The following is a 21,243-nucleotide window of genomic DNA, read 5'->3' as shown; positions in this document are numbered from 1 at the left end:
TCCGGCCCTGCGTGATCAGACGAAGGGTTGCTGCAACACGCCGCGCAGGTTTTCCAGATCATAGCCGCCGGCCTTCGCCGCCGCGATGATCTCGTCGGCGTCCTTCTCCCCGGCCTGGCCGAGAGCCCAGGCGATGGTCGAGCGCGTGCCGGAGGCGCAATAGGCCAGCACCACCTCGCCGCTCTCCACACCCAGCGCGCGGTTCTGCGCGATGACCTCGGGCGTCATGGTCTGATGGGTAAGCGGTTGTTCGGCAAAGCCCAGCCCGGCGGATTCGGCCGCCGAGCGGATGGCGGCGGCCTGATGGCTCGGCGGCACTTCGCCATCGGGGCGGTTGCACAGGATCCGGGTGATCCCCGCTTCACGCAGGGCCGACATGTCCTCCGGCGAGATCTGCGGGGCGACGTAATAGCGGGGGGTGATCTGACGAATATCCATGCGCCTGATTTACGCAAGCGCCGCGGCCCTGTCCAGCACCGCTTGCAGGCGGGGGTGGGCGAGGCCCCGGACGGCGCTCAGAGCTTGTTGATCGGCAGTTTGAGCATCACCGTGCCGCTGTCGTCCGGGGCAGGCATGTGACCGGCGCGCATGTTGACCTGCAAAGAGGGCACGATCAGCTTGGGCATCGGTAACTTGGCATCGCGCGCCTCGCGCATCGCGACGAAGTCATCCTGCGACCGCGCGTTGCCGACATGGACATTGTTCGCCCGTTCCTCCGCCACGCTGGTCTCCCAGGCGAATTCCTCGCGTCCCGGCGCCTTGTAGTCATGCCCGACGAAGATCCGCGTCGCCTCGGGCAGTGCCAGTATCCGCTGGATCGAGCGGTAGAGCTGCTCCGCCGAGCCGCCGGGAAAATCGCAGCGCGCGGTGCCGAAATCGGGCATGAAGAGCGTATCGCCGACAAACGCCGCATCGCCGATCACATAGGTCATACAGGCCGGCGTATGCCCCGGCGTATGCATCACGTCCGCCCGCAGCTGCCCGATGTGAAAGGAATCGCCATCCTCGAACAACGCGTCGAACTGGCTGCCGTCGCGCTGGAATTCGGTGCCCTCGTTGAAGACCTTGCCGAACGTGTCCTGCACCGTGGTAATCTGCGCGCCGATGCCGATCTTGCCGCCGAGCCGCTGCTGCAGATAGGGCGCCGCCGACAGGTGATCGGCATGCACATGGCTTTCCAATATCCACTGGGTCTGAAGGTGATGGGAGGTGATGTGATCGACGATCCGGTCGGCGGTGCTGGTGTCGGTGCGCCCGGCGGCATGATCGAAATCGAGCACCGAATCGACGATCGCGCAGGCGGCGCCCTGCGGGTCCTGCACCACGTAGCTGACGGTATTGGTGGTCTCGTCGAAGAAGGCGGTGACGCGCGGGGCGGCGGGGCTGTCGGTCATGGCGGGTTCCTCAAGGCAGGGGCAGGGCGATGATATCCGCCCCCGCGCGTCTTGCAAGCGCGGGCCGGTCCCGGGGGCGATCCCGCGTATGCGGCGCGATGCGGCGTTCAGGCGAGGAAGATGCCGAGGATGACCATCATCAGCCCGATCACCGACAGGAACAGCGAGCCGAGGTTCAGCGGCAGCGCCGCCTGCACCGCGGCGCGCATCGCCGCATCGTCAAGCTGCGCGCGGCGCGCCCGGGCCACGCGCACGATGCTCCAGATCAGCCCGATCAGCCCGAGGATGGTAACGGCGACGCCGAGCCAGATCAGCATGTCGAAGAGGGAGGTGCTTTGATGTTCCATAAGCCGAGCGCTACTGCAATCCGCCGCCACGGGCAAGAGCGGCTTGCGGGTGCGAGGCTGCTCGGGCTATCAGGCAGCGCGGATATTTCAGGAGCGCGTGATGAACGATACAGGCATGGATGCGGATGTTGTCGACCAGGTCGGCGAGGCCAATTACCGGGTGACGGCCAATGAACTGCGGCAATTCGTCGAGCGGATCGAACGGCTCGATGCCGAGAAGAAGGACCTCGCCGAGCAGCAGAAGGAAGTCATGGCCGAGGCCAAGGGCCGCGGATATGACACCAAGGTGCTGCGCAAGGTGATCGCATTGCGCAAACGCGACAAGGACGACATCGCCGAGGAAGAAGCTGTGATGGAAATGTACAAGGAAGCGCTGGGGATGTGATCCGCGCCGGTCGGCTGACGCGACGCGGTCCTGTACCCCGTGCGAGCCAATCGGACCGGCGGTATGATCCCCCTCTTGCATGCGCGCGGCAAGGGCCCTAGAAGGGCGGAAATTTTCGCCCGTGCCCTCCGCGCGCGGCCTTACCCTATGGAGCACACATGCAGGTCAACGAGACGCTGAACGAAGGTCTGAAACGCGGTTACGCCATCACCGTGACGGCCGCCGAACTTGAGGCCAAGGTCAACGAGAAACTGGCCGAAGCCCAGCCCGACGTCGAGATGAAGGGTTTCCGCAAGGGCAAGGTGCCGATGGCGCTGCTGAAGAAGCAGTTCGGCCAGCGCGTCATGGGCGAGGCGATGCAGGAAAGCATCGACGGCGCGATGAACGAGCATTTCGAGAAGTCCGGCGACCGCCCCGCCATGCAGCCCGAGGTCAAGATGACCAACGAGGACTGGAAAGAGGGCGACGACGTCGAGGTCGAGATGTCCTACGAGGCGCTGCCGGAGATCCCCGAGCTCGACCTCGGCCAGATCAAGCTGGAAAAGCTGGTCGCCAAGGCCGATGACGCCGCTGTCGAGGAAGCGCTGAACAACCTCGCCGAGACCGCGCAGGACTTCAAGGCCCGCGAAGAGGGCGCCCCGGCGCAGGACGGCGATCAGGTCGTGATGGATTTCGTCGGCAAGGTCGATGGCGAAGCCTTCGAGGGCGGCTCGGCGGAAGATTACCCGCTGGTGCTGGGCTCGAATTCCTTCATCCCCGGTTTCGAAGAGCAGCTCACCGGCGTGAAGGCGGGCGAGGAGAAGGCCGTCACCGTCAACTTCCCCGAAGAATATCAGGCGTCCCACCTCGCCGGCAAGGAAGCGGTGTTCGACTGCAAGATCAAGGAAGTCAAGGAACCGGTCGCTGCCGAGGTGAATGACGAGCTGGCCAAGAAATTCGGCGCTGAGGATCTTGCCGCGCTGAAGGGTCAGATCGCCGAGCGTCTGGAAGCCGAATATGCCGGTGCCAGCCGCGCCGTGATGAAGCGCGCGCTGCTTGACGAACTCGACAAGCTGGTTAGCTTCGACCTGCCGCCGAGCCTTGTCGAGGCCGAGGCCGGTCAGATCGCGCATCAACTCTGGCACGAGGAAAACCCCGAGGTTCAGGGCCACGATCACCCCGAGATCGAGACCACCGACGAGCACAAGAAGCTTGCCGAGCGCCGCGTGCGTCTGGGGCTGCTGCTTGCCGAGCTTGGCCAGAAGGCCGAGGTGCAGGTCACCGATGCCGAGATGACCCAGGCGATCATGAACCAGGCGCGTCAGTATCCCGGCCAGGAGCGCCAGTTCTTTGAATTCGTGCAGCAGAACCAGCAGATGCAGCAGCAGATGCGCGCCCCGATCTTCGAAGACAAGGTCGTCGATCACATCGTCGAAAACGCCGATGTGACCGAGAAGGAGATCAGCAAGGACGAGCTGCAGAAGGCCGTCGAGGCGCTGGAAGACGAATAAGCCACACCGGCATCCCATGATGCCGAAAGGGCCGCTCCGGACCGGGGCGGCTCTTTTGCGTTTCCGGCCTGCGCCGCCCCGTCCGGGGGGCGCGGGTGTTTTGTACCGGTGGCCTGTTCACTGAGGGCCCCACCGGTTATCATGTCGTTTCGACGCAATTCTTTAGCAGCAGGAAGTCCAGTGCTGGCGCCAAAACATCCCGATGAAGACGAACGGCTCAGAACGCTGCGGTCCTATGACGTGCTCGACAGCGGGGCGGAGGTCAATTTCGATGATATCGTGGCGCTCGCCTCGAAGATCTGCGAAGTGCCGGTGTCGCTGATCAGCCTGGTGGACGATGACCGGCAATGGTTCAAGGCGCGGGTCGGTTTCGAGCCCCACGAGACGCCGCTCGACCAATCGGTCTGCTCGCACGCGATCCTGGAGGATTCGCTCTTCGAGATCAGCGACATGTCCGCGGATCCGCGCACCAGCGACAACACGCTCCACACCGGCGATCCGCATGTCGAATTCTACGCCGGAGCGCGGCTCATTGCGCCCAACGGGATGCCCATCGGAACGCTTTGCGTGCTCGACACCAAGCCGCGCAAGCTGACGGAATTCCAGCGCGAGGCGCTGCGCACCCTGTCGAAACAGGTGGTGACCGAACTTGAATTGCGCAAGCGGATCAAGCACGAGGAACAGCTGCGCGGCGAGATGGATCACCGGGTCTCGAATTCGCTGCAGACGATTTCGTCGCTGCTGCGCATGTCCGCCCGCCGGGTCAGCGACGACGTGGCGCTCGAAGTGCTCGAACTTCTGGAAAGGCGCATCTCTGCCGTGGCCTCGCTGCATGGCGAATTGATGTCGCGCGGCGGCAAGGGTTCGGTCAGGGCCGACAGCTATCTGCGGCGCGTCGCGGCGTTTCTGCAGGACATCTGCCCGCCGCATGTGCGCATCTCCTGCAATAGCGTGGATGCGGAGATCAGGGTCAGCATGGCCTCGGCATTGGGCATGATCGCCAGCGAATTTGCGGCAAATTCGATCAAATACGCTTTTCCCGACAATCGCGCGGGCCGGATCTCGATCCGGTTGAGCAAGATCGGCGAGGGGCGTTTCGCCTTTTGCTGTGAAGATGACGGCGTCGGGCGGGAGCCGGACGTAACCCGCAAGGACGCGCGCGGGTCGGGGCTCGGCGTGGCGCTGATGTCCTCCGCCGCGGCGCAGCTCAACAGCGCGCTCAACCATGAGGTCACCGAGACCGGCACGGCCCTGTCGGTGGCATTCACGGTGCCGCCGCTCTGAGGATCCGCAACGCGGCACGCGCTGCTCCGCCGATGCCCGTCCCTGCCTGTTACGGCGCGGCCAGGGCTCAGGTGCCGCTGCCGCGCCGGTCCTCCGCCGCCGCGTCGAGACATTGCTGCAACAGCGCCAGCAACGCGCAATCCCGGTGCGGTTTCTGCATCACCGCGGCGCCTTCGAAACCCGGCGGCAGCGGATCGTCGGAGGCACGACCGCTCAGCACCACGAAGGGCACGCCGAGCGCGCGCAGCCGTTCGGCCACCGGGGCGCTTGTCTCCTTGCCGAGCTGCACGTCGAGCAGGGCAATATCGGGCATGACATTGAGCGCCCGCATCGCCGCGGCGACATCGGCATGGGGGCCGTCGACACTGAAACCGGCTTCTTCCAGCGTCAGCGACAGGTCCATGCCGATCACCACCTCATCCTCGACCAGCAGCAGCCGCGGCGCATCGCTGATATTGTCGCTCGGTCGCGGCAGCACATGGACGGGGCGCTGGTAGGGCAGGGAGATCTTCACCCGCAGCCCTTCGCGTCGGTAATCCCGTTGCAGATCGCCGACACCGTTGAGCGCATTGGCAATCAACGCACCACCAAAGCCCGCCGGCCCCGGCGTGCCGACTTCCGGTCCGCCGCTTTCCTCCCAGTTCAGGCTCAGCGAATTGTCGGGATTGCGGGTGATGGCGATGTCGATACGCCCGTCATCGTTGGACAGCGCACCGTGTTTCGCGGCATTGGTCAGAAGCTCGTGCAGCACCAGCGTCATCGCCTCTGCCGAGCGCGGTTCGAGCGAGATGTCGGTCGGGCCGGTGACACCGATCCGCGTCGTGCCGCTGCCGAACATCGCGACTTCGGTCTCGACGATCTCACGCAGGAAAGTATCCTTGTCGGGATTTCTGGTGAGCATCCGGCTGGACCGTGCCAGCGCATCGAGCCGTGCGTCCAGATCGACGGTGAAATCCTCGATATTCCCGGCGTTATGGGCACTGATCCGGACCATCGCGCGGATCACAGAAATCGTGTTCAGCACCCGGTGGTTGAGCTCTCCGGAAAGCAGTTTCAGCCGTTCCTCGCGCCGCTTGGACGCGGTGATGTCGAGCACATGGCCGATCAGATGGGTGATCTTTCCGGATCCATCGAAGCGCGGCTGCCCCTTGGCGGAGATCCAGCGGCGATCGCCCTGCGCGCTGAGGATTTCCGTCTCGAAGGCCCAGGGCTCCCCCGCCGCCACGGCCGCGCGCAGCAGCCCGCCGACGCGTTCGCGGTCCCGTGCGACGACATGCGACAGGAAGATCTCGTCGCTCCAGCGATCGAGCGCGCCGACATAGCCGAAGATCTGGTCATGGCGCAGATTGCGCTCCGCGACCCCGGTGCGAACGTCGAGCTCCCATAGGCCGATATCGGAAGTGGCGGCGATGAGGTCGAGATGGCTCGCACGATGGTTCGGGAAACTGGTGTTCACTTAGTCCCTTCTTTCCAACAGGTTGAACGCCGCGACCGAAGGCGCGCACGGAACTCAGAGAGTAAACCCGAGTTGGACAGTTTCTCGCGGTCCCTGTCAACGACAATACACCGACAGTATAACATATGACATAGCCGCCGTCTCAGCTGCCGCGCAGACCGGTCTCCTCCAGCATGCCGCGGCGCTTGGCCTCGTAGTAATAGCCGCGCGAATACCATTTGACCGCTGTGCCGTGATCGCCGTCCGACAAGAGCCAGGCACCGCGCAGATATTTGACCGCATATTCGAGATTGGTATCGGCATTGAGCAGATCCGACGGCTTGCCGCGGAAGCCCATGCTGCGGGCGGTGGCGGGCAGTATCTGCAGGAGCCCGTAATAGGGACCGTTGCGCGCGCCGGGACGGTGGGTGCTCTCGCGGATCGCCAGGCGATGCACCAGCCTGCGCGGCACCTCGTAGTGATCGGCCCATCTGTTGATCGATTGGCGCAGCTCCGGCGTCTCGTTGGGATGGAGCGGCAGGGCGACCGGGGCGGGCTGGGGCACCGGTTGCGGGGCTACGGTGCAGGCGGTGAGAGCGGTGGCGACAAGAAGGCTGAGTAGAACACGCTGGCGGGTCTGCGGCATGATGCACCGAAACTTGTTGAAACTGCGCGCAGATTACGCAAGCGGGGCGGTCGGGCAAGGCGATTGATCATGGTGGGCGGCGCTTCGCCTGTCCCTGCCGGGCGCGGGCCTCGGCGGCCAGGAGCGATGCAGCAGACAGAAACCGGAAAAACTGCTAGGATTCATGTTTTATCAGGAGATATTTCCCATGATCAGATTTCTTGCGGCGATCCTGCTGACATTCTGGGCCCAGGGTGCGGCGGCGCAATATTGCACCGAGATCCGCTTTGCCCACGGTGCCTCGTCCGGGGAAGTCTCCGGGCAGGTCGCCGACGGCATGCCGGTCTGCTACGTCTTCGGCGCCGGTAGCGGGCAGACCGCGCGGCTGCAGCTCTTTGGCAGCGACAATACCTGTTTCACCCTGCCGAACGTGGTGGATTGCCAGGCGGATTTCAGCTTCCACACCCGGAACCAGATGTACGAGGTCGGGATCTTCCAGCTGCTGCGCACCACCGGTTTTGAATATTACACGCTGCGGCTGACGATCTACTGACGGTGTATCGGGGGTCTGGGCCAAGCGAAAAGGCCGGGCGCTGCTGCACCCGGCCTTTCCGAAATTGCGAGACGCGATCCGCGGATCAGGCGTTCGAGCTGTCTTCCTCGGAGTCACGGGCCGGGGCCGGTGCGTCGTAATCGTCGTCGGCACCGGCGGAGCCGATGTCATCGAACAATTCGGAGATCTCGAACTCGGCAGCCGCTTCTTCTTCGGCGGCCAGTTCCTGGATCGACTTGCCGGAGGCCTGCAGCTCGGCTTCCTCGGGCGAACGCGCGACGTTCAGCTGAATGGTCGCTTCGACCTCGGGGTGCAGGATGATCTGCACGTCGTGCAGGCCCAGCTCCTTGATCGGCTGGCCGAGAACGACCTGCTTGCGATCGACGGTGAAGCCTTCTTCGGTTGTCGCATCGGCCGCGTCGCGGGTGGTGACGGAGCCATAGAGCGCGCCGGCATCCGAAGCGGAGCGAATCACGATGAATTGCTGACCGTTCAGCTTCTCGGCCATTTTCTCGGCTTCTTTCTTGGTCTCGAGGTTCTGCGCCTCAAGCTGGGCCTTGCGGCCCTCGAAAGCTTCGATATTGGCCTTGGAGGCGCTCAGCGCCTTGCCCTGAGGCAGCAGGAAGTTGCGGGCATAGCCCGGCTTCACTTCGACGACTTCGCCCATCTGGCCAAGCTTGGCCACACGTTCCAGAAGGATAACTTGCATGTGCTCTCTCCTTACTTGACGGCGTAGGGCAGCAGGGCGAGGAAACGGGCGCGCTTGATGGCACGGGCCAGCTCGCGCTGTTTCTTGGCCGAGACGGCGGTGATGCGGGAAGGAACGATCTTGCCACGCTCAGAGATGTAGCGTTGCAGCAGACGGGTGTCCTTGTAATCGATCGCAGGTGCGTTGTCGCCCGAGAAGGGGCAGACCTTGCGACGGCGGAAAAACGGTTTTGCAGCCATGGTTTATGTCCTTTTCAAAAGCTGAGGATCAACGACGCTCGCGGCGTTCGCCACGGCCTTCGCGCTCGTCGCGCTTCTGCATCTGCACCGAGGGCAGATCCTTGTGCTCTTCGACCTTGATGGTCAGCACGCGCATCACGTCATCATGCAGGCGCATCAGGCGCTCCATTTCCTGAACGGCGGTTGCCGGGGCATCCGAGCGCAGGAAGGCATAATGGCCTTTGCGGTTCTTGTTGATCTTGTAGGCCATCGTCTTGACGCCCCAATACTCGCTATCCACGAGTTTGCCGTCGTTGTCGGCAAGGACTGTGCCAAAATGTTCGATCAGACCTTCAGCTTGCGTGTTGGACAGGTCCTGACGCGCAATCATGACATGCTCATAAAGCGGCATGTGCTCTCCTATTTCTATCAAAGCGCATTTCATAGGCAGGGCAAGATCCCTTGCGGCCCCACCACGAGAGTCTGCGCGGTTCATCAGCTGTGCAAAGGTCGGGCCGATATACACCTTTATGCGCGCAGGGCAAGGGCGGAGTGGGGCCGAGGCGACAGGCAAAGCGCAGGCTTCGGGACGCCCGTCGCGCCAGCGCCCCGCCGCTGCCGTGATTTCGCCGATTTGATGGACAGAATACGGGCGGATAGCAAGGGCGAACAGGGGACGATCCGTGACAGCGACCGAACATGTGGACGGGGCAGGGAGATCGACGGACGGTGATGCAGTGCGACGCCTGCGATCCAGTGCGCTCCGGGCACGGCTGCAGCGCGGCGCACTGGCGCTTGGCGGCGGCGGGCTCCTGCTGGCGACGCTGGCGCTCTGGCTGGCGCCGGGGGCGAGCTGGGAGTCGGATCTGCTGTTGTTCAAGGCCGCGCTCTCCCTCACCCTCTGTCTCGCCGCCGCCGGTCTGCTCGCCGGATGCGGCCAAAACGCGCCGGTGCGGATGGAGATCGACACGGGTCGTCGCGAGCTGCGCCAGGTGCGGCTGCGGGGCAATGGCATGGCCGAGATCCTGTGGCGCTGCCGTTATGCGGATCTCGCGCCGGTCGAGCCGACAGGCAACGCGTTGCTGCTGCGCGACCGCGCCGGAACGGTCCGCGCCGAGGTGGTTTTCGACGATCCCGGCATCCTCAGCGACCTGCTCTCCGATCTGCGCGAGGCGCGGCAGCGGGGCTGATCGGCAGGCAATCGCTCGGTTCGCCGCTGAACGCTCACAAGGGCGTTCCGGGGGTGGTTGTTCAGCAGCGCGCAGAATATGGGGAGCTCTGTGCACTTGCCGCGCCCGGCTCTCGGGGTCAGTTCAACGCGGCAGACAAATTGGAGTAACACGTCATGAAGAACCTTTTTTTCGCCACCACCGCCGCCCTCGCGCTCGGCGCCGGGACCGCTTTCGCGGCAGAGAAATACACGCTCGACCCCAGCCACAGCCAGGTGGTGTTCACCTACAAACACCTCGGCTTTTCCACCACCACCGGCATGTTCTCGGGCTTTGAGGGCGAGATCATGATGGATCAGGAAGATCCGTCCAATTCCTCCGTCAACGTCTCGATGCCGGTCAGCAGCATGTTCACAGGCTGGGAAGAGCGCACCAAGCATTTCATGTCGGGAGAGTTCTTCGACGCCGCCGAGGGCGACATGGTGACCTTCACCTCGACCGGCATCGAAGTGACCGGCGAGGATACCGCCAAGATCACCGGCGATCTGACCATGAACGACGTCACCAAGCCGGTAGTGCTTGATGCCAAGCTCAATCAGATGGGTGAGCATCCGATGGAGGGCAAGCCCTGGGCCGGGTTCGACGCCACCGCCACCGTGCTGCGTTCGGATTACAACCTCGAGAAGTTCGCGCCCTATGTCAGCGACGAGATCGAGGTGAAGATCTCGATCGAGGCGATGAAGGCCGAGTAAGCCAGCCTACAAGTTCCGAGCGGAACCGCCGGGTGCAAGCCCGGCGGTTTCCTTTTCGCCCCGTGTGGCGCTGAGCGAGATCTGCACCGCGACGTCAAAGCCGAGGCTGCTCTCGTCGCTCATCTTCTCGCCGATCCCGAAATGGCGACGGTCCAGCACCAGTTCGGCCTGCACCTGTGCCAGATCGCCGTCCAGCGTCAGCGCGAAAGGCATTTCAAGCGGTATTTCGTTGCCCTTGATGGTCAGCGTGCCGGTTGCGACATATCCCTCGTTACCTTTCACGATTGTCGCGTCGAAGATGGCGGTGTCATGGCTCTGCGCATCGAAGTAATCCGCCCCCATCGCCTGTTCGGTGACCGATCCGAGCTTCAGCGAGGGGATCGAGATGGTCGTGGTGACATGACCCGCCGTCTCGCCTGTCGCGACTTCCTCGAAACTGATCGCGGCGGTCCAGTCCTCGAAAGAGCCGCTGACAGCGGAGCCGAATTGCTGCACCGAAATCTCGATACTGCCGCTCTGCACCTGCCAGTCCGAGGAAACCTCGGCCAGCGCCGGAGCCGCCGGGGCGTTGCTCTCGCCATTGCTGCCGAGGAAACTGCCGCCCGCCAGCACCATGGCCCAGAGCACCACCGCCCCGAAAAGCGGCGCGCGGTGATGTTGCGGGGCGGGCAGCGGGCCGAGCACGGGCAGTCCGGGCAGCATCCGGCGCAGGGTGGCGTCGCGGTCGATGAAATGATGTTTCAGGGCGCCCGCCACATGCAGCAGCAATGCGGCGATCAGCACCCGCCCGGAGATATAATGCAGCAGCGCAAAGGTATGCTCGACCTGCGTGCTTTTCGCCACCAGCGGCAGCGATTGCCCGAAAGGCCACCAGATCGGCGCGAAACCTTCGGCGGCGGCATGGGAGATCCAGCCCGACAGCGGCACGATCACCAGCGCGCCATAGAGCAGCCAATGCATGATCTCGGCCAAAAACGCCTCGAACCGGCGCTCGGCATTGAGCAGCACCGGGCGCGGCTGGCTCAGCGCCCAGACGATCCGCGCCAGCGCGGTGAAGAACACCGCCACGCCGAGGGTCTTGTGCAGCGAGAACATCCAGGCCTTGCGCGACAGCTCGGCGGCGGTTTCATGGGGCAGCCACTCGGCATAGAGGCCGAGCGGAATCAGCGTCAGGATCAGCAGTGCGGTGAGCCAGTGAAAGGTCTTGGCGACGCCGCCATAACGCTGCGCGGTGTTGGATAGGGCCATCGGGGTGCTCCGTGAAATTCCCGCCGCAACATAGGGACGCGCGGTGGCGGCGCAATGGCGATTGGCGCACAGGTCCCGTGCAGGCTTGTTTGCCGAGGCTCTGCAGGATACATCATTGCCCATCGCAAGTTAGAGGTCCCAATGAGCATCGCATTCGTATTTCCCGGGCAGGGCGCCCAGAGCATCGGCATGGGCCGCGAGCTGGCCGAGGCCTATCCCGCCGCAAAGGCGGTCTTTGACGAGGTTGACGAGGCGCTCGGCGAGAAATTGTCCGCGACGATCTGGGAGGGCGATATCGAGACACTGACCCTGACCGAGAACGCCCAGCCGGCGCTGATGGCCACGTCCATGGCGGCGATGGCGGCGCTCAAGGCCGAGGGGGTCGGGATCGAGCGGGCAAGCTATGTTGCGGGTCATTCGCTGGGCGAATATTCAGCGCTCTGCGCGGCGGGTACCGTGTCGCTGGCCGATACCGCGCGGCTGCTGCGGATCCGCGGCCGGGCGATGCAGAACGCCGTGCCGGTCGGCGAGGGCGCCATGGCGGCGCTGCTCGGGCTGAGCTTCGAGCAGGCGGCGAAGATCGCCCAGGAAGCGGCGCAGGGCGAGATCTGCCAGGTGGCCAACGAGAACGACCCGGCGCAGAATGTCGTGTCGGGCAACAAGGCGGCGGTCGAACGTGCCGTGGCGCTGGCCAAGGAGGCCGGGGCCAAGCGGGCGCTGATGCTGCCGGTCTCGGCGCCGTTCCACTGCACGCTGATGATGCCCGCCGCCGCCGAGATGGCGAGCGCGCTCGATAACGTGGAATTCAACGACCCGGCGGTGCCGCTGGTCGCCAATGTGCTGGCCGCGGGCGTCGGCGCCGCGCCGCTGATCCGCTCGCTGCTCGTCGATCAGGTCACCGGCAGGGTGCGCTGGCGTACCTCGGTGGAATGGATGGCCGCGCATGGCGTCACCGAAACCTGGGAGATCGGCGCGGGCAAGGCGCTGAGCGGGATGATCCGGCGCATCGACAAGAGCCTCGCCACCCGGACCTTCGGCACGGCGGCGGAAGTGGCGGCGGTCAACGAAGCGTGATCGCCCGCCGCGCGGCCCTGGCGCTGGTTGCGCTGCTCGCGCTGAGCAGTTGCAACCTCGCCGCCAATTACCTGGAATCGACCGAGTTTCGCGTTGCCGGGTCGCGCCTGCTGATGTCGGGCACGATCACCAGCGCCACGCCGCGCCAGTTTGCCCGGGTGCTCGCCGCCAATCCGCAGATCACTACGCTGGTGGAGCGCAATGTCGATGGTTCCGTCGATGACGCGGCGATGATCGAGATGGGCTACCGGCTGCGCCGCGCCGGGCTCGACACGCATCTTGACGGCGACAGCCAGATATTCTCCGGTGCGGTGATGCTGTTTCTTTCGGGGGTCGAGAGGACTATGATCCGCGGCGCGGTGATCGGGGTGCATTCCTGGCGCGACAGCCTGCGCGACGGGGCGGATTATCCGGCCACCTCGCCGAAACACGCGCTGAACCGGCGCTACGTGGCGGATATGCTGGGGCAGGACGCGTTTTACTGGTTCACCCTGCGAGCGGCGCCGTCGGAGGGGATGTATCTGCTGCGCGAGCATGAGATACGCGACTTCGGGCTGCTGACCCGGCCGATCGAAGCGCCGTGAACCGGGCCTGACGACGATAGCCATGGGCAATGTCCATGGATGAACATTCAAGAACGACAATGGACTGAGAGAGACAGATGTTTGATTTGACAGGAAAGAACGCGCTGATCACCGGGGCTTCGGGCGGGATCGGGGCCGAGATCGCACGGGCGCTGCATGCACGGGGCGCCACCGTCGGCCTGTCGGGTACGCGGGTCGAGCCGCTGCAGGCACTGGCCGACGAGCTGGGCGAACGCGCCCATGTGCTGCCCTGCAACCTGAGCGACATGGACGCGGTCGAGGCGCTGCCCAAACAGGCGGCCGAGGCGATGGGCTCGGTCGATATCCTGGTCAACAACGCCGGGATCACCCGCGACAACCTGTTCATGCGGATGTCCGATGACGAGTGGAATTCGGTGATCAACGTCAATCTCACCGCCACTTTCAAGCTCTGCAAGGGCGTGATGCGCGGCATGATGAAGGCGCGCTGGGGACGGATCGTGAATATCTCCTCGATCGTCGGCGCCACCGGCAACCCCGGGCAGGCCAATTACGCTGCGTCAAAGGCCGGCATGGTCGGGATGGGTAAATCGCTCGCCTATGAGGTCGCAAGCCGCGGTATCACCGTCAATACCGTGGCGCCCGGATTCATCGCCACGGCCATGACCGACAAGCTCAACGACGAGCAAAAGGCGGGAATCATGGGACAAATTCCCGCCGGTCGCATGGGCGAGCCGGGCGAGATCGCCTCGGCCGTGGTCTATCTCGCCAGCGAGGAGGCGGCCTATCTGACCGGCAGTACCTTGCATGTGAACGGCGGCATGGCCATGTTGTAGGCGTCGCTGCAATTGCGTTTGCGTCCCCAGTATCATGTGCTAAAGGGGGCGCAGATTCAGTTCTACGGGTGCTTGATTGCCCCCATACCTTGTGCAAACAAGGGATTTAGCCGCCCCTTTTGGGGCATCCTCCAAGGGTCTCTCAGCGGGGCCTGCGGAAACCAAAAGGGGCCCATTGGCCCGAAGACATGAGGACTTGTTATGAGCGACGTCGCAGAGCGCGTAAAAAAGATCGTGGTTGAGCACCTGGGTGTGGAAGAGGAAAAAGTGACCGAGAACGCGTCGTTCATCGACGATCTCGGCGCGGACAGCCTCGACACCGTCGAGCTGGTCATGGCCTTCGAAGAAGAATTCGGCATCGAGATCCCCGATGACGCCGCCGAGAACATCCAGACCTTCGGCGATGCGGTGAAGTTCATCAAGGAAGCTTCCTGAGATCACCGGCATCCCGCCAGGGCGGGATCGTGATGCGAAAAACGGCGCTGTTCCCCCGGGAAAGGCGCCGTTTTTTCATATGCGGCGGTCTCGGCCCTTGCTCCGGGGGCGGTGATTGCGGCAGCATGGGGCGAGGCAGCAATTCAAGCGTGAAGGCAATTCACCAGACATGGCGCGCAGCATACCGACGATCAACACCAACCGGCTGACCCTGCGGGCGATGCGCGCGGAGGATTTCCCGCGTTTCGCCGAGATCTGGGCGAGCCCGGCGGTGGTGTCGCATATTTCCGGCAAGCCCTGGCCCAAGGCGCGCTCCTGGGATGCGTTCCTGCGCAACGCCGGTCATTGGCAGATCACCGGTTTCGGCCAATGGGCGGTGCAGATGCATGGGCGGCGCGACATGGCCGGGCAGACCGGGTTCTATTTCGGCGCCCGCGGGCTCGGCGATGATTTCGACCCGTTTCCCGAGGCCGCCTGGGTGATCGAGCCGCAGACCCGCGGGGCCGGGCTCGGGCTCGAGGCGGCGCGGGCGGCGCATGAATGGTTCGACCGGGTGATCGCCGGGCGCACCGTCTGCATGGTCGCTGCCGACAATGCCCAGTCGCTGCGCATTGCCGAGACGCTCGGATATGTCGCGCTGCGCGAGGTCGAGGTGGAGGGAATGGCGGTGAGATTGATGACACGCAAGGGTCCGCCGGTCTAAACTTATCCGAGTCATTTCAGGCGATTCACCGGCGCCGGTCTGCCATCGGGCGCGGGCGCGCACTTGAACAAACGGGCGGCTGCAATGTATAGCCGGTCAACGCAAGAGAACACCAAGGGGCTTGGATATGCGCAGAGTTGTTGTGACAGGAATGGGAATGGTGTCGCCGCTGGCGGACGGGGTCGAGGCGACCTGGCGCCGTCTGCTGGACGGTCAGTCGGGCGCCGGTCCGATCACCGGTTTCGATGCCAGCAACCTGGTCACCCAATATGCCTGCGAAGTGCCGCTTGGCGATGGCAGCGACGACACGTTCAACGCCGATGCCTATATGGAGCCCAAGGAGCAGCGCAAGGTCGATACCTTCATCCTCTTCGGCATGGCCGCCGCGCAGCAGGCGGTCGAGGATTCCGGCTGGCTGCCGCAGGATGACGAGGGCCAGGAGCGCACCGGCGTGCTGATCGGCTCGGGCATCGGTGGCCTGAACTCGATCGCCAATACCGCCGTGATGATGAAGGAGCGCGGGCCGCGCCGGGTGAGCCCGTTCTTCGTGCCCGGGGCGCTGATCAACCTGATCTCCGGCCATGTCTCGATCCGCTACAATTTCCGCGGGCCGAACCATTCGGTGGTGACCGCCTGTTCGACCGGCGCCCATGCGATCGGCGATGCGGCGCGGCTGATCCAGCTCGATGACGCCGATGTGATGATCGCGGGCGGTGCCGAAGCGGCGATCTGCGAGATCGGCATGGCCGGGTTCAACGCCTGCAAGGCGCTCTCCACCAAGCGGGGCGACGATCCGCAGAAGGCCAGCCGCCCCTATGACGTGGACCGCGACGGTTTCGTCATGGGCGAGGGGGCCGGCATGGTGGTGCTGGAGGAATACGAACATGCCAAGGCGCGCGGGGCCAAGATCTATGCCGAGGTGCTGGGCTATGGTCTTTCCGGCGACGCCTATCACATCACCGCGCCCTCCGAGGATGGCGAGGGCGCCGAACGGTCGATGCGCGCGGCGCTGAAGCGGGCGAAGCTGGCGCCGGAGGCGATAGACTACATCAACGCCCATGGCACCTCGACCATGGCCGACACGATCGAGCTCGGCGCGGTCGAGCGGATATTGGGCAAGCATGCGGGCAAGGTGACCATGTCCTCGACCAAATCCTCGACCGGACATCTGCTCGGCGCGGCGGGGGCGATCGAGGCGATCTTCTCGATCCTGGCGATCCGCGATCAGGTGGCGCCGCCGACCATCAACCTCGATAATCCGGCGGTCGAGACGCCGATCGATCTGGCCCCCAACAAGAAGGTGGAGCGCGAAATCAACGTGGCCCTGAGCAATTCCTTCGGCTTTGGCGGCACCAACGCGAGCGTGCTGTTCGGGAAAGTCTCATAATGTGGCGACATATTGCGTCCAACGGGGTGACCTTCTTGCTGGTTGCCCTGTTCCTGCTGGGCGGTCTGATCCTCTGGGGCAAGTCCCAATATGAAAACCCCGGCCCGCTGAGCCAGGCGATCTGCGTGCAGGTCGAGCGCGGGGCGAACATGCGCAAGGTCAGCCAGAATCTCGAAGAACAGGGCGCGGTCAGCTCGGCGCCGATCTTCCGCATCGGCGCGGAATATGAGGAGAAGTCCGGGCAGCTCAAGGCCGGGTCCTTCCTCGTGCAGCCGGAGCAGTCGATGCGCGAGATCGTCGATGTGCTGACCAAGGGCGGCGCGAGCACCTGCGGCACCGAGGTGGTGTATCGCATCGGGGTGAACCGGATCTCGGTGCAGGTGCGCGAGCTCGATCCGTCGAGCAACCGTTTCGTCGAGCGGGCGGAGTTCAGCCCCGGCGAGGAGGACGTGCCCGAGGCCTATGAGGAGACCAAGGAGAAGGCCGACACGCGCTTCCGCATCGCGCTCGCCGAGGGCGTGACGAGCTGGCAGGTGGTGCAGGGGCTGAACGGCGTTGATCTGCTGGAAGGCGAGATCGAGGAGGTGCCCGCCGAGGGGCTGCTCGCGCCGGACAGCTACGAGGTGCGACCGGGGGACAAGCGCGCGGCGTTGCTCGCGCAGATGCAGGAGGCGCAGGCGGCGCAGCTGGCCGCGGCCTGGGAGGCGCGCAGCCCGGAATTGCCGGTGGAGACACCCGAAGAGCTGCTGGTGCTGGCCTCCATCGTCGAGAAGGAGACCGGGGTGGCCGAGGAGCGTGAGCAGGTCGCCAGCGTCTTCGTCAACCGGCTCAATCAGGGGATGCGTCTGCAGACCGACCCGACGGTGATCTACGGGCTGACCAAGGGCGAGGGCGTGCTGGGCCGGGGGCTGCGGCGCTCGGAACTGCGCAAGGAGACGCCCTGGAACACCTATGTGATCGAAGGGCTGCCGCCCACGCCGATCGCCAATCCGGGCCGGGCGAGCCTGATGGCGGCGGCGCAGCCGGCCGAGACGGATTTCGTCTTCTTCGTGGCCGATGGCACCGGCGGTCATGCCTTTGCCGAGACGCTGGATGAGCACAACCGCAACGTCGCGCGCTGGCGTCAGATCGAGGCGGAGCGCGGCGCCGAGGCGGCGGGCAACGCCTCGACGGGCGGCAATTGAGCGGCTGCCGGGACGGCGCAACACCGTCTCGGCCCGGTTCCCCGCGGGGACCATAGCGAGATCAGCGTCTTAGCGGTGTCATTAGGGAAATCTTAATGATCGCACGGGTTTGCAAGGTGTTGTTAACCTTGTTTTCCTTGACTTTGCGACCGCTGTAAGGCACAGTTTGTGACATGCTGGAAGAGATGGGCAGCGGCCCCGGGGGTGACCCCGGCGGCCGCTTTTCCATGTCGGCTCGGTTGGAGGGATCCAAACGAGAGGTAGAGCATCATGACTATGATTACCCCGGAACAGGACGTGGCCGAGAGCGCGGAGATCCTGCGGTCCCTGCAGGCCGCCATCGCGGAATTGCGTCGAGAAATCGAAAGCCTGTCGCAACAGGCTCGGTCCGGGGAGGAGATCAGGGAAACCGCGATGTCCAAGCCCCTGGGTCAGGTCTCGGGGCTGTTGGCGCATTGCCTGAAAGCGGAGAACACGCTGAATGAATGCCGTAACAGACGGGCGGGCATTGCCCGTGGAAGCTATGCGCTCGATCTCGATCGGGCCCGGGCTGAGATCGGGTGCAAGCTGGATCGGCTGCGCCGATGTGGCAACGCAGGAGAGGTTCCTGAGTGAACTGGACGAGGGAGAGCTTCTGGCTCTCCCTTTCTTGTTCGAGTTCTGGGCGCTGCCGCATCAATTGCCGCCGGAGGGCGATTGGCGGGCCTGGGTGGTGATGGGCGGGCGCGGTGCCGGGAAGACCCGGGCCGGGGCCGAATGGGTGCGCGCAAAGGTCGAGGGGGCGCGTCCGCTCGATCCCGGTCCCTGCGCGCGGGTGGCTCTGGTCGGGGAGACCATCGAGCAGGTGCGCGAGGTGATGGTGTTCGGTGACAGCGGCATATTGGCCTGCAGCCCGCCGGACCGGCGCCCGGATTGGGAGGCCAGCCGCAAGCGGCTGATCTGGCCCAATGGCGCCGTGGCCAGCGTGCGTACGGCGCATGACCCGGACGGTCTGCGCGGGCCGCAGTTCGATGCCGCCTGGGTCGATGAGCTGGCGAAGTGGAAGCGCGGGCGCGAGACCTGGGACCAGTTGCAATTCGCGTTGCGGCTGGGGGAGCGGCCGCAGGTCTGCGTGACCACGACGCCGCGCAATGTGGAGGTGCTGAAGGAATTGCTGGAGGCCGACTCGACGGTGCTGACGCAGGCGCCGACCGAGGCCAATGCGGCGAATCTCGCGGGTTCGTTTCTGGAGGAGGTGCGGGCGCGCTATCGCGGTACGCGGCTGGGGCGGCAGGAGCTTGACGGCGTGTTGCTGGCCGATGCGGAGGGGGCGCTTTGGACCAGCGAGATGCTGGAGGCGGGGCGGCTGGGTGAGGCGCCGCCGCTCGACCGGATCGTGGTCGGGCTCGACCCGGCGGCGAGCAGTGGCAAGGGGTCCGATGAATGCGGGATCGTCGTGGTCGGGGCGCAGTGCAAGGGACCGCCGCAGGATTGGCGTGCGGTGGTGCTGGCCGATTGTACCGTGCAGGGGGCCACGCCCGGCAATTGGGCGCGTGCGGCGATCAGCGCCATGGAACGTTTCGGCGCGGACCGGCTGGTGGCGGAGGTCAATCAGGGCGGGCAGATGGTTAGCGAGGTGCTGCGCGGGGTCGATCCGCTGGTGCCGCTGAAATCCGTCCACGCCAGCCGGGGCAAGGTCGCGCGGGCCGAGCCGGTGGCGGCGCTTTATGAACAGGGCCGGGTGAGGCATCTGCGCGGGCTGGAGGCGCTGGAGGATCAGATGTGCCGGATGACGGCGCGGGGCTTCGAGGGGGCGGGCTCGCCCGACCGGGTCGATGCGCTGGTCTGGGCGTTGCATGAGCTGATGATCGAACCGGCGGCGCATTGGCGCGCGCCGGGGCTGCGGTTTCTGTGAAAGGGCGCGACCGGGTGTTGCGCGGGGCAGCGCCCGGTCGCTTCCGCAGGCGTTAAGGCTTTTTTGGCAAAGTGTGATTGCGCCGGGTGGAACGGGACTTCGGGGCGGCAGGTGGAGCAGATGAGGAGCGCGACATGGTTTTTGATTTTCTTCGACGCGGGGCGGAGGCGCGGCAGGGCGCGGCGTCGGCGCCGGAGCGCAAGGCCTCGGCCACCGGGAAGGTCGTGGCCTATCACAGCGCGGGTCGCGTCGCCTGGAGCCCGCGCGATGCGGTGAGCCTGACGCGGAGCGGCTTTTGCGGCAATCCGGTGGGCTATCGCTCGGTCAAGCTGATCGCCGAGGCGGCGGCGGCGCTGCCGCTGGTGGTGCAGGATGGCGCGCGGCGCTACGAGACGCATCCGCTCGCCGAGCTGCTGTCGCGGCCGAATGGCGGGCAGGGTCGGGCGGAGTTGCTGGAGGCGCTCTATGCGCAGCTGCTGTTGTCGGGCAATGGCTATGTCGAGGCGGTCGGCGGCGGGGCCGGCTTGCCGCTGGAGCTGCATGTGCTGCGCTCGGACCGGGTTTCGGTGGTGCCGGGGTCGGACGGCTGGCCGGTGGGGTATGAATATGCGGTCGGCGGGGCCAAGCACCGGTTTGACGCCGGAGACGCGGCCGGGCCGATCTGTCATATCCGCAATTTTCATCCCCAGGACGATCATTACGGGTTCAGCCCGTTGCAGGCGGCGGCGATGGCGATGGATGTGCATAATTCTGCCTCGCGCTGGTCGAAGGCGCTGCTTGACAATGCGGCGCGGCCTTCGGGGGCGATCGTCTATCGCGGGGCCGAGGGGCAGGGCAGGCTTAGCGATGAGCAATACGACCGGCTGCTTAGCGAGATGGAGAGCCATCATCAGGGCGCGCGCAATGCCGGGCGGCCGATGCTGCTGGAAGGCGGGCTGGACTGGAAGCCGATGGGGTTTTCGCCCAGCGACATGGCATTTCAGAAGACCAAGGAGGCCGCGGCGCGCGAGATCGCGCTGGCCTTCGGCGTGCCGCCGATGCTGATCGGGGTGCAGGGGGATGCGACCTATGCCAATTATCAGGAGGCGCATCGGGCGTTCTACCGGCTAACCGTGTTGCCGCTGGCGAGCCGGGTGACGGCGGCGCTGGCAAGCTGGCTGTCGGCCCATGCCGGGGCGGGGGTCGAGGTGAAGCCCGATCTCGACCAGGTGCCTGCCCTGTCGGCGGAACGCGATGCGCAATGGGCGCGGGTGAGCCGGGCGGAGTTCCTCAGCGAGGCGGAGAAGCGTAGCCTGCTTGGCTTGCCGAGCGAGGCCGCCGATGCATGAGGCGCCGCGCTATGAACGGTTTGACTGCGCGCCGGGGCTGCGGTTGCAGGCGCATGAACGGGTCAGCGAAATTCATCACGAGAACCTGCTCAACCGGTTTGCCCGGCTCGAAGTGGTGATGGAGCGGCTGGAGCGACGCTTGTGGCTGGCGCTTTACGGGGTGGTTGCGGGGATCCTGGCGCAGGCGGTGCAGTCGGTGCTGGCGGTGGTGCCCTAGGGCGCGAGATTCA

At 65.1% G+C, this 21,243-nt stretch carries 26 protein-coding genes; 17 read left to right on the top strand and 9 right to left on the bottom strand.

All coding sequences use genetic code 11. The features are described 5' to 3' along the window. Positions 1 to 15 precede the first annotated feature (15 nt). The 3 genes from ACFSUD_RS10030 to ACFSUD_RS10020 all read right to left on the bottom strand — a co-directional run bounded on the left by ACFSUD_RS10030 (position 16) and on the right by ACFSUD_RS10020 (position 1,741). Positions 16 to 438 (bottom strand): TIGR01244 family sulfur transferase, encoded by a 423-nt coding sequence (locus ACFSUD_RS10030; RefSeq protein WP_386373959.1) that lies wholly within the window; start codon positions 436 to 438, stop codon positions 16 to 18. A gap of 77 nt (positions 439 to 515) precedes the next feature. Further along, positions 516 to 1,394 (bottom strand): MBL fold metallo-hydrolase, encoded by an 879-nt coding sequence (locus tag ACFSUD_RS10025; RefSeq protein ID WP_386373957.1) that lies wholly within the window; start codon positions 1,392 to 1,394, stop codon positions 516 to 518. A gap of 107 nt (positions 1,395 to 1,501) precedes the next feature. Then, positions 1,502 to 1,741: a hypothetical protein gene (locus ACFSUD_RS10020; protein WP_386373955.1), complete on the bottom strand. Its 240-nt coding sequence runs from the start codon at positions 1,739 to 1,741 to the stop codon at positions 1,502 to 1,504. Between the two features lie 100 nt (positions 1,742 to 1,841). On the opposite strand from ACFSUD_RS10020, the gene ACFSUD_RS10015 reads away from it, so the two are divergent. The 3 genes from ACFSUD_RS10015 to ACFSUD_RS10005 all read left to right on the top strand — a co-directional run bounded on the left by ACFSUD_RS10015 (position 1,842) and on the right by ACFSUD_RS10005 (position 4,900). Next, on the top strand, positions 1,842 to 2,126 hold the full coding sequence (locus ACFSUD_RS10015; RefSeq protein WP_386373953.1) for a DUF2312 domain-containing protein: 285 nt from the start codon (positions 1,842 to 1,844) through the stop codon (positions 2,124 to 2,126). Between the two features lie 158 nt (positions 2,127 to 2,284). Further along, positions 2,285 to 3,616 (top strand): trigger factor, encoded by a 1,332-nt coding sequence (gene tig, locus ACFSUD_RS10010; protein ID WP_386373951.1) that lies wholly within the window; start codon positions 2,285 to 2,287, stop codon positions 3,614 to 3,616. Between the two features lie 180 nt (positions 3,617 to 3,796). Further along, entirely contained in the window at positions 3,797 to 4,900 is a 1,104-nt protein-coding gene (locus tag ACFSUD_RS10005; RefSeq protein ID WP_386373949.1) for a histidine kinase dimerization/phosphoacceptor domain -containing protein, read from the top strand. Between the two features lie 67 nt (positions 4,901 to 4,967). Here ACFSUD_RS10005 and ACFSUD_RS10000 read toward each other — a convergent pair whose 3' ends face one another. Together ACFSUD_RS10000 and ACFSUD_RS09995 are read right to left on the bottom strand one after the other, a co-directional pair. After that, a complete protein-coding gene (locus ACFSUD_RS10000; protein ID WP_386373947.1) occupies positions 4,968 to 6,356 on the bottom strand; it encodes an HWE histidine kinase domain-containing protein in 1,389 nt (462 codons plus the stop codon). 142 nt (positions 6,357 to 6,498) lie between these two features. Next, positions 6,499 to 6,981: a transglycosylase SLT domain-containing protein gene (locus tag ACFSUD_RS09995; protein ID WP_386373945.1), complete on the bottom strand. Its 483-nt coding sequence runs from the start codon at positions 6,979 to 6,981 to the stop codon at positions 6,499 to 6,501. Positions 6,982 to 7,168: 187 nt separating this feature from the next. Between ACFSUD_RS09995 and ACFSUD_RS09990 the strand changes: the two genes are divergently transcribed. After that, positions 7,169 to 7,513, top strand: coding sequence for a hypothetical protein (locus ACFSUD_RS09990; protein ID WP_386373944.1), 345 nt, complete (start codon positions 7,169 to 7,171; stop codon positions 7,511 to 7,513). An 85-nt stretch (positions 7,514 to 7,598) separates the two neighbouring features. Here ACFSUD_RS09990 and rplI read toward each other — a convergent pair whose 3' ends face one another. Genes rplI through rpsF form a run of 3 tightly spaced genes read right to left on the bottom strand, consistent with a single transcriptional unit; the run spans position 7,599 to position 8,852 of the window. Continuing rightward, positions 7,599 to 8,222 (bottom strand): 50S ribosomal protein L9, encoded by a 624-nt coding sequence (gene rplI, locus ACFSUD_RS09985; RefSeq protein WP_386373942.1) that lies wholly within the window; start codon positions 8,220 to 8,222, stop codon positions 7,599 to 7,601. Positions 8,223 to 8,233: 11 nt separating this feature from the next. Further along, the gene (gene rpsR / locus ACFSUD_RS09980; RefSeq protein WP_005852865.1) at positions 8,234 to 8,461 is read right to left on the bottom strand and encodes a 30S ribosomal protein S18; all 228 of its coding nucleotides are present in this window, start codon (positions 8,459 to 8,461) and stop codon (positions 8,234 to 8,236) included. A 28-nt stretch (positions 8,462 to 8,489) separates the two neighbouring features. Continuing rightward, positions 8,490 to 8,852 carry a 30S ribosomal protein S6 gene (gene rpsF, locus ACFSUD_RS09975; protein ID WP_386374136.1) on the bottom strand — a complete coding sequence of 121 codons (363 nt, stop codon included), beginning with the start codon at positions 8,850 to 8,852 and terminating at the stop codon, positions 8,490 to 8,492. Positions 8,853 to 9,123: 271 nt separating this feature from the next. Here rpsF and ACFSUD_RS09970 point away from each other — a divergent pair, with 271 nt between their 5' ends. Both ACFSUD_RS09970 and ACFSUD_RS09965 read left to right on the top strand, forming a co-directional pair. Then, complete coding sequence (locus ACFSUD_RS09970; RefSeq protein ID WP_386373940.1) at positions 9,124 to 9,630, top strand: hypothetical protein; 507 nt, start codon at positions 9,124 to 9,126, stop codon at positions 9,628 to 9,630. Positions 9,631 to 9,785: 155 nt separating this feature from the next. Then, positions 9,786 to 10,361 (top strand): YceI family protein, encoded by a 576-nt coding sequence (locus ACFSUD_RS09965; protein WP_386373938.1) that lies wholly within the window; start codon positions 9,786 to 9,788, stop codon positions 10,359 to 10,361. 6 nt (positions 10,362 to 10,367) lie between these two features. On the opposite strand, the gene ACFSUD_RS09960 is transcribed toward ACFSUD_RS09965, so the two are convergent. Beyond that, entirely contained in the window at positions 10,368 to 11,609 is a 1,242-nt protein-coding gene (locus ACFSUD_RS09960; protein WP_386373936.1) for a cytochrome b/b6 domain-containing protein, read from the bottom strand. Positions 11,610 to 11,750: 141 nt separating this feature from the next. Between ACFSUD_RS09960 and fabD the strand changes: the two genes are divergently transcribed. The 11 genes from fabD (at position 11,751) to ACFSUD_RS09905 (ending at position 21,230) form a co-directional block, all read left to right on the top strand. Beyond that, on the top strand, positions 11,751 to 12,683 hold the full coding sequence (gene fabD / locus ACFSUD_RS09955; RefSeq protein WP_386373934.1) for an ACP S-malonyltransferase: 933 nt from the start codon (positions 11,751 to 11,753) through the stop codon (positions 12,681 to 12,683). Next, a complete protein-coding gene (locus ACFSUD_RS09950; RefSeq protein WP_386373932.1) occupies positions 12,680 to 13,267 on the top strand; it encodes a hypothetical protein in 588 nt (195 codons plus the stop codon). Before fabD ends, ACFSUD_RS09950 begins: the two co-directional genes overlap by 4 nt. A gap of 77 nt (positions 13,268 to 13,344) precedes the next feature. After that, entirely contained in the window at positions 13,345 to 14,082 is a 738-nt protein-coding gene (gene fabG, locus ACFSUD_RS09945) for a 3-oxoacyl-[acyl-carrier-protein] reductase (RefSeq protein WP_386373930.1), read from the top strand. Between the two features lie 201 nt (positions 14,083 to 14,283). Next, positions 14,284 to 14,517, top strand: a complete 234-nt coding sequence (locus ACFSUD_RS09940) for an acyl carrier protein (RefSeq protein ID WP_386373928.1) — start codon at positions 14,284 to 14,286, stop codon at positions 14,515 to 14,517. Positions 14,518 to 14,686: 169 nt separating this feature from the next. Next, on the top strand, positions 14,687 to 15,220 hold the full coding sequence (locus tag ACFSUD_RS09935) for a GNAT family N-acetyltransferase (protein WP_386373927.1): 534 nt from the start codon (positions 14,687 to 14,689) through the stop codon (positions 15,218 to 15,220). A gap of 127 nt (positions 15,221 to 15,347) precedes the next feature. Then, positions 15,348 to 16,607: a beta-ketoacyl-ACP synthase II gene (gene fabF, locus ACFSUD_RS09930; RefSeq protein ID WP_386373925.1), complete on the top strand. Its 1,260-nt coding sequence runs from the start codon at positions 15,348 to 15,350 to the stop codon at positions 16,605 to 16,607. After that, the gene (gene mltG / locus ACFSUD_RS09925; protein ID WP_386373923.1) at positions 16,607 to 17,791 is read left to right on the top strand and encodes an endolytic transglycosylase MltG; all 1,185 of its coding nucleotides are present in this window, start codon (positions 16,607 to 16,609) and stop codon (positions 17,789 to 17,791) included. The genes fabF and mltG overlap by 1 nt, the downstream gene beginning before the upstream one ends. A 270-nt stretch (positions 17,792 to 18,061) precedes the next feature. Next, positions 18,062 to 18,406, top strand: a complete 345-nt coding sequence (locus tag ACFSUD_RS09920; protein ID WP_386373921.1) for a hypothetical protein — start codon at positions 18,062 to 18,064, stop codon at positions 18,404 to 18,406. Beyond that, entirely contained in the window at positions 18,315 to 19,685 is a 1,371-nt protein-coding gene (locus tag ACFSUD_RS09915) for a DNA-packaging protein (RefSeq protein WP_386374135.1), read from the top strand. The genes ACFSUD_RS09920 and ACFSUD_RS09915 overlap by 92 nt, the downstream gene beginning before the upstream one ends. Positions 19,686 to 19,819: 134 nt before the next feature. Next, positions 19,820 to 21,013, top strand: coding sequence for a phage portal protein (locus ACFSUD_RS09910; RefSeq protein WP_386373919.1), 1,194 nt, complete (start codon positions 19,820 to 19,822; stop codon positions 21,011 to 21,013). Continuing rightward, positions 21,006 to 21,230 carry a GTA head formation protein, RCAP_rcc01685 family gene (locus ACFSUD_RS09905; protein ID WP_386373917.1) on the top strand — a complete coding sequence of 75 codons (225 nt, stop codon included), beginning with the start codon at positions 21,006 to 21,008 and terminating at the stop codon, positions 21,228 to 21,230. The genes ACFSUD_RS09910 and ACFSUD_RS09905 overlap by 8 nt, the downstream gene beginning before the upstream one ends. Positions 21,231 to 21,243: the final 13 nt, after the last annotated feature.

This window comes from Sulfitobacter aestuarii (assembly GCF_042685005.1).
GTDB classification, from domain to species: Bacteria; Pseudomonadota; Alphaproteobacteria; order Rhodobacterales; family Rhodobacteraceae; genus Sulfitobacter; species Sulfitobacter aestuarii.
Note: the sequence above shows the minus strand (reverse complement) of the source record. Positions and strands in the feature narration are given on the sequence as shown.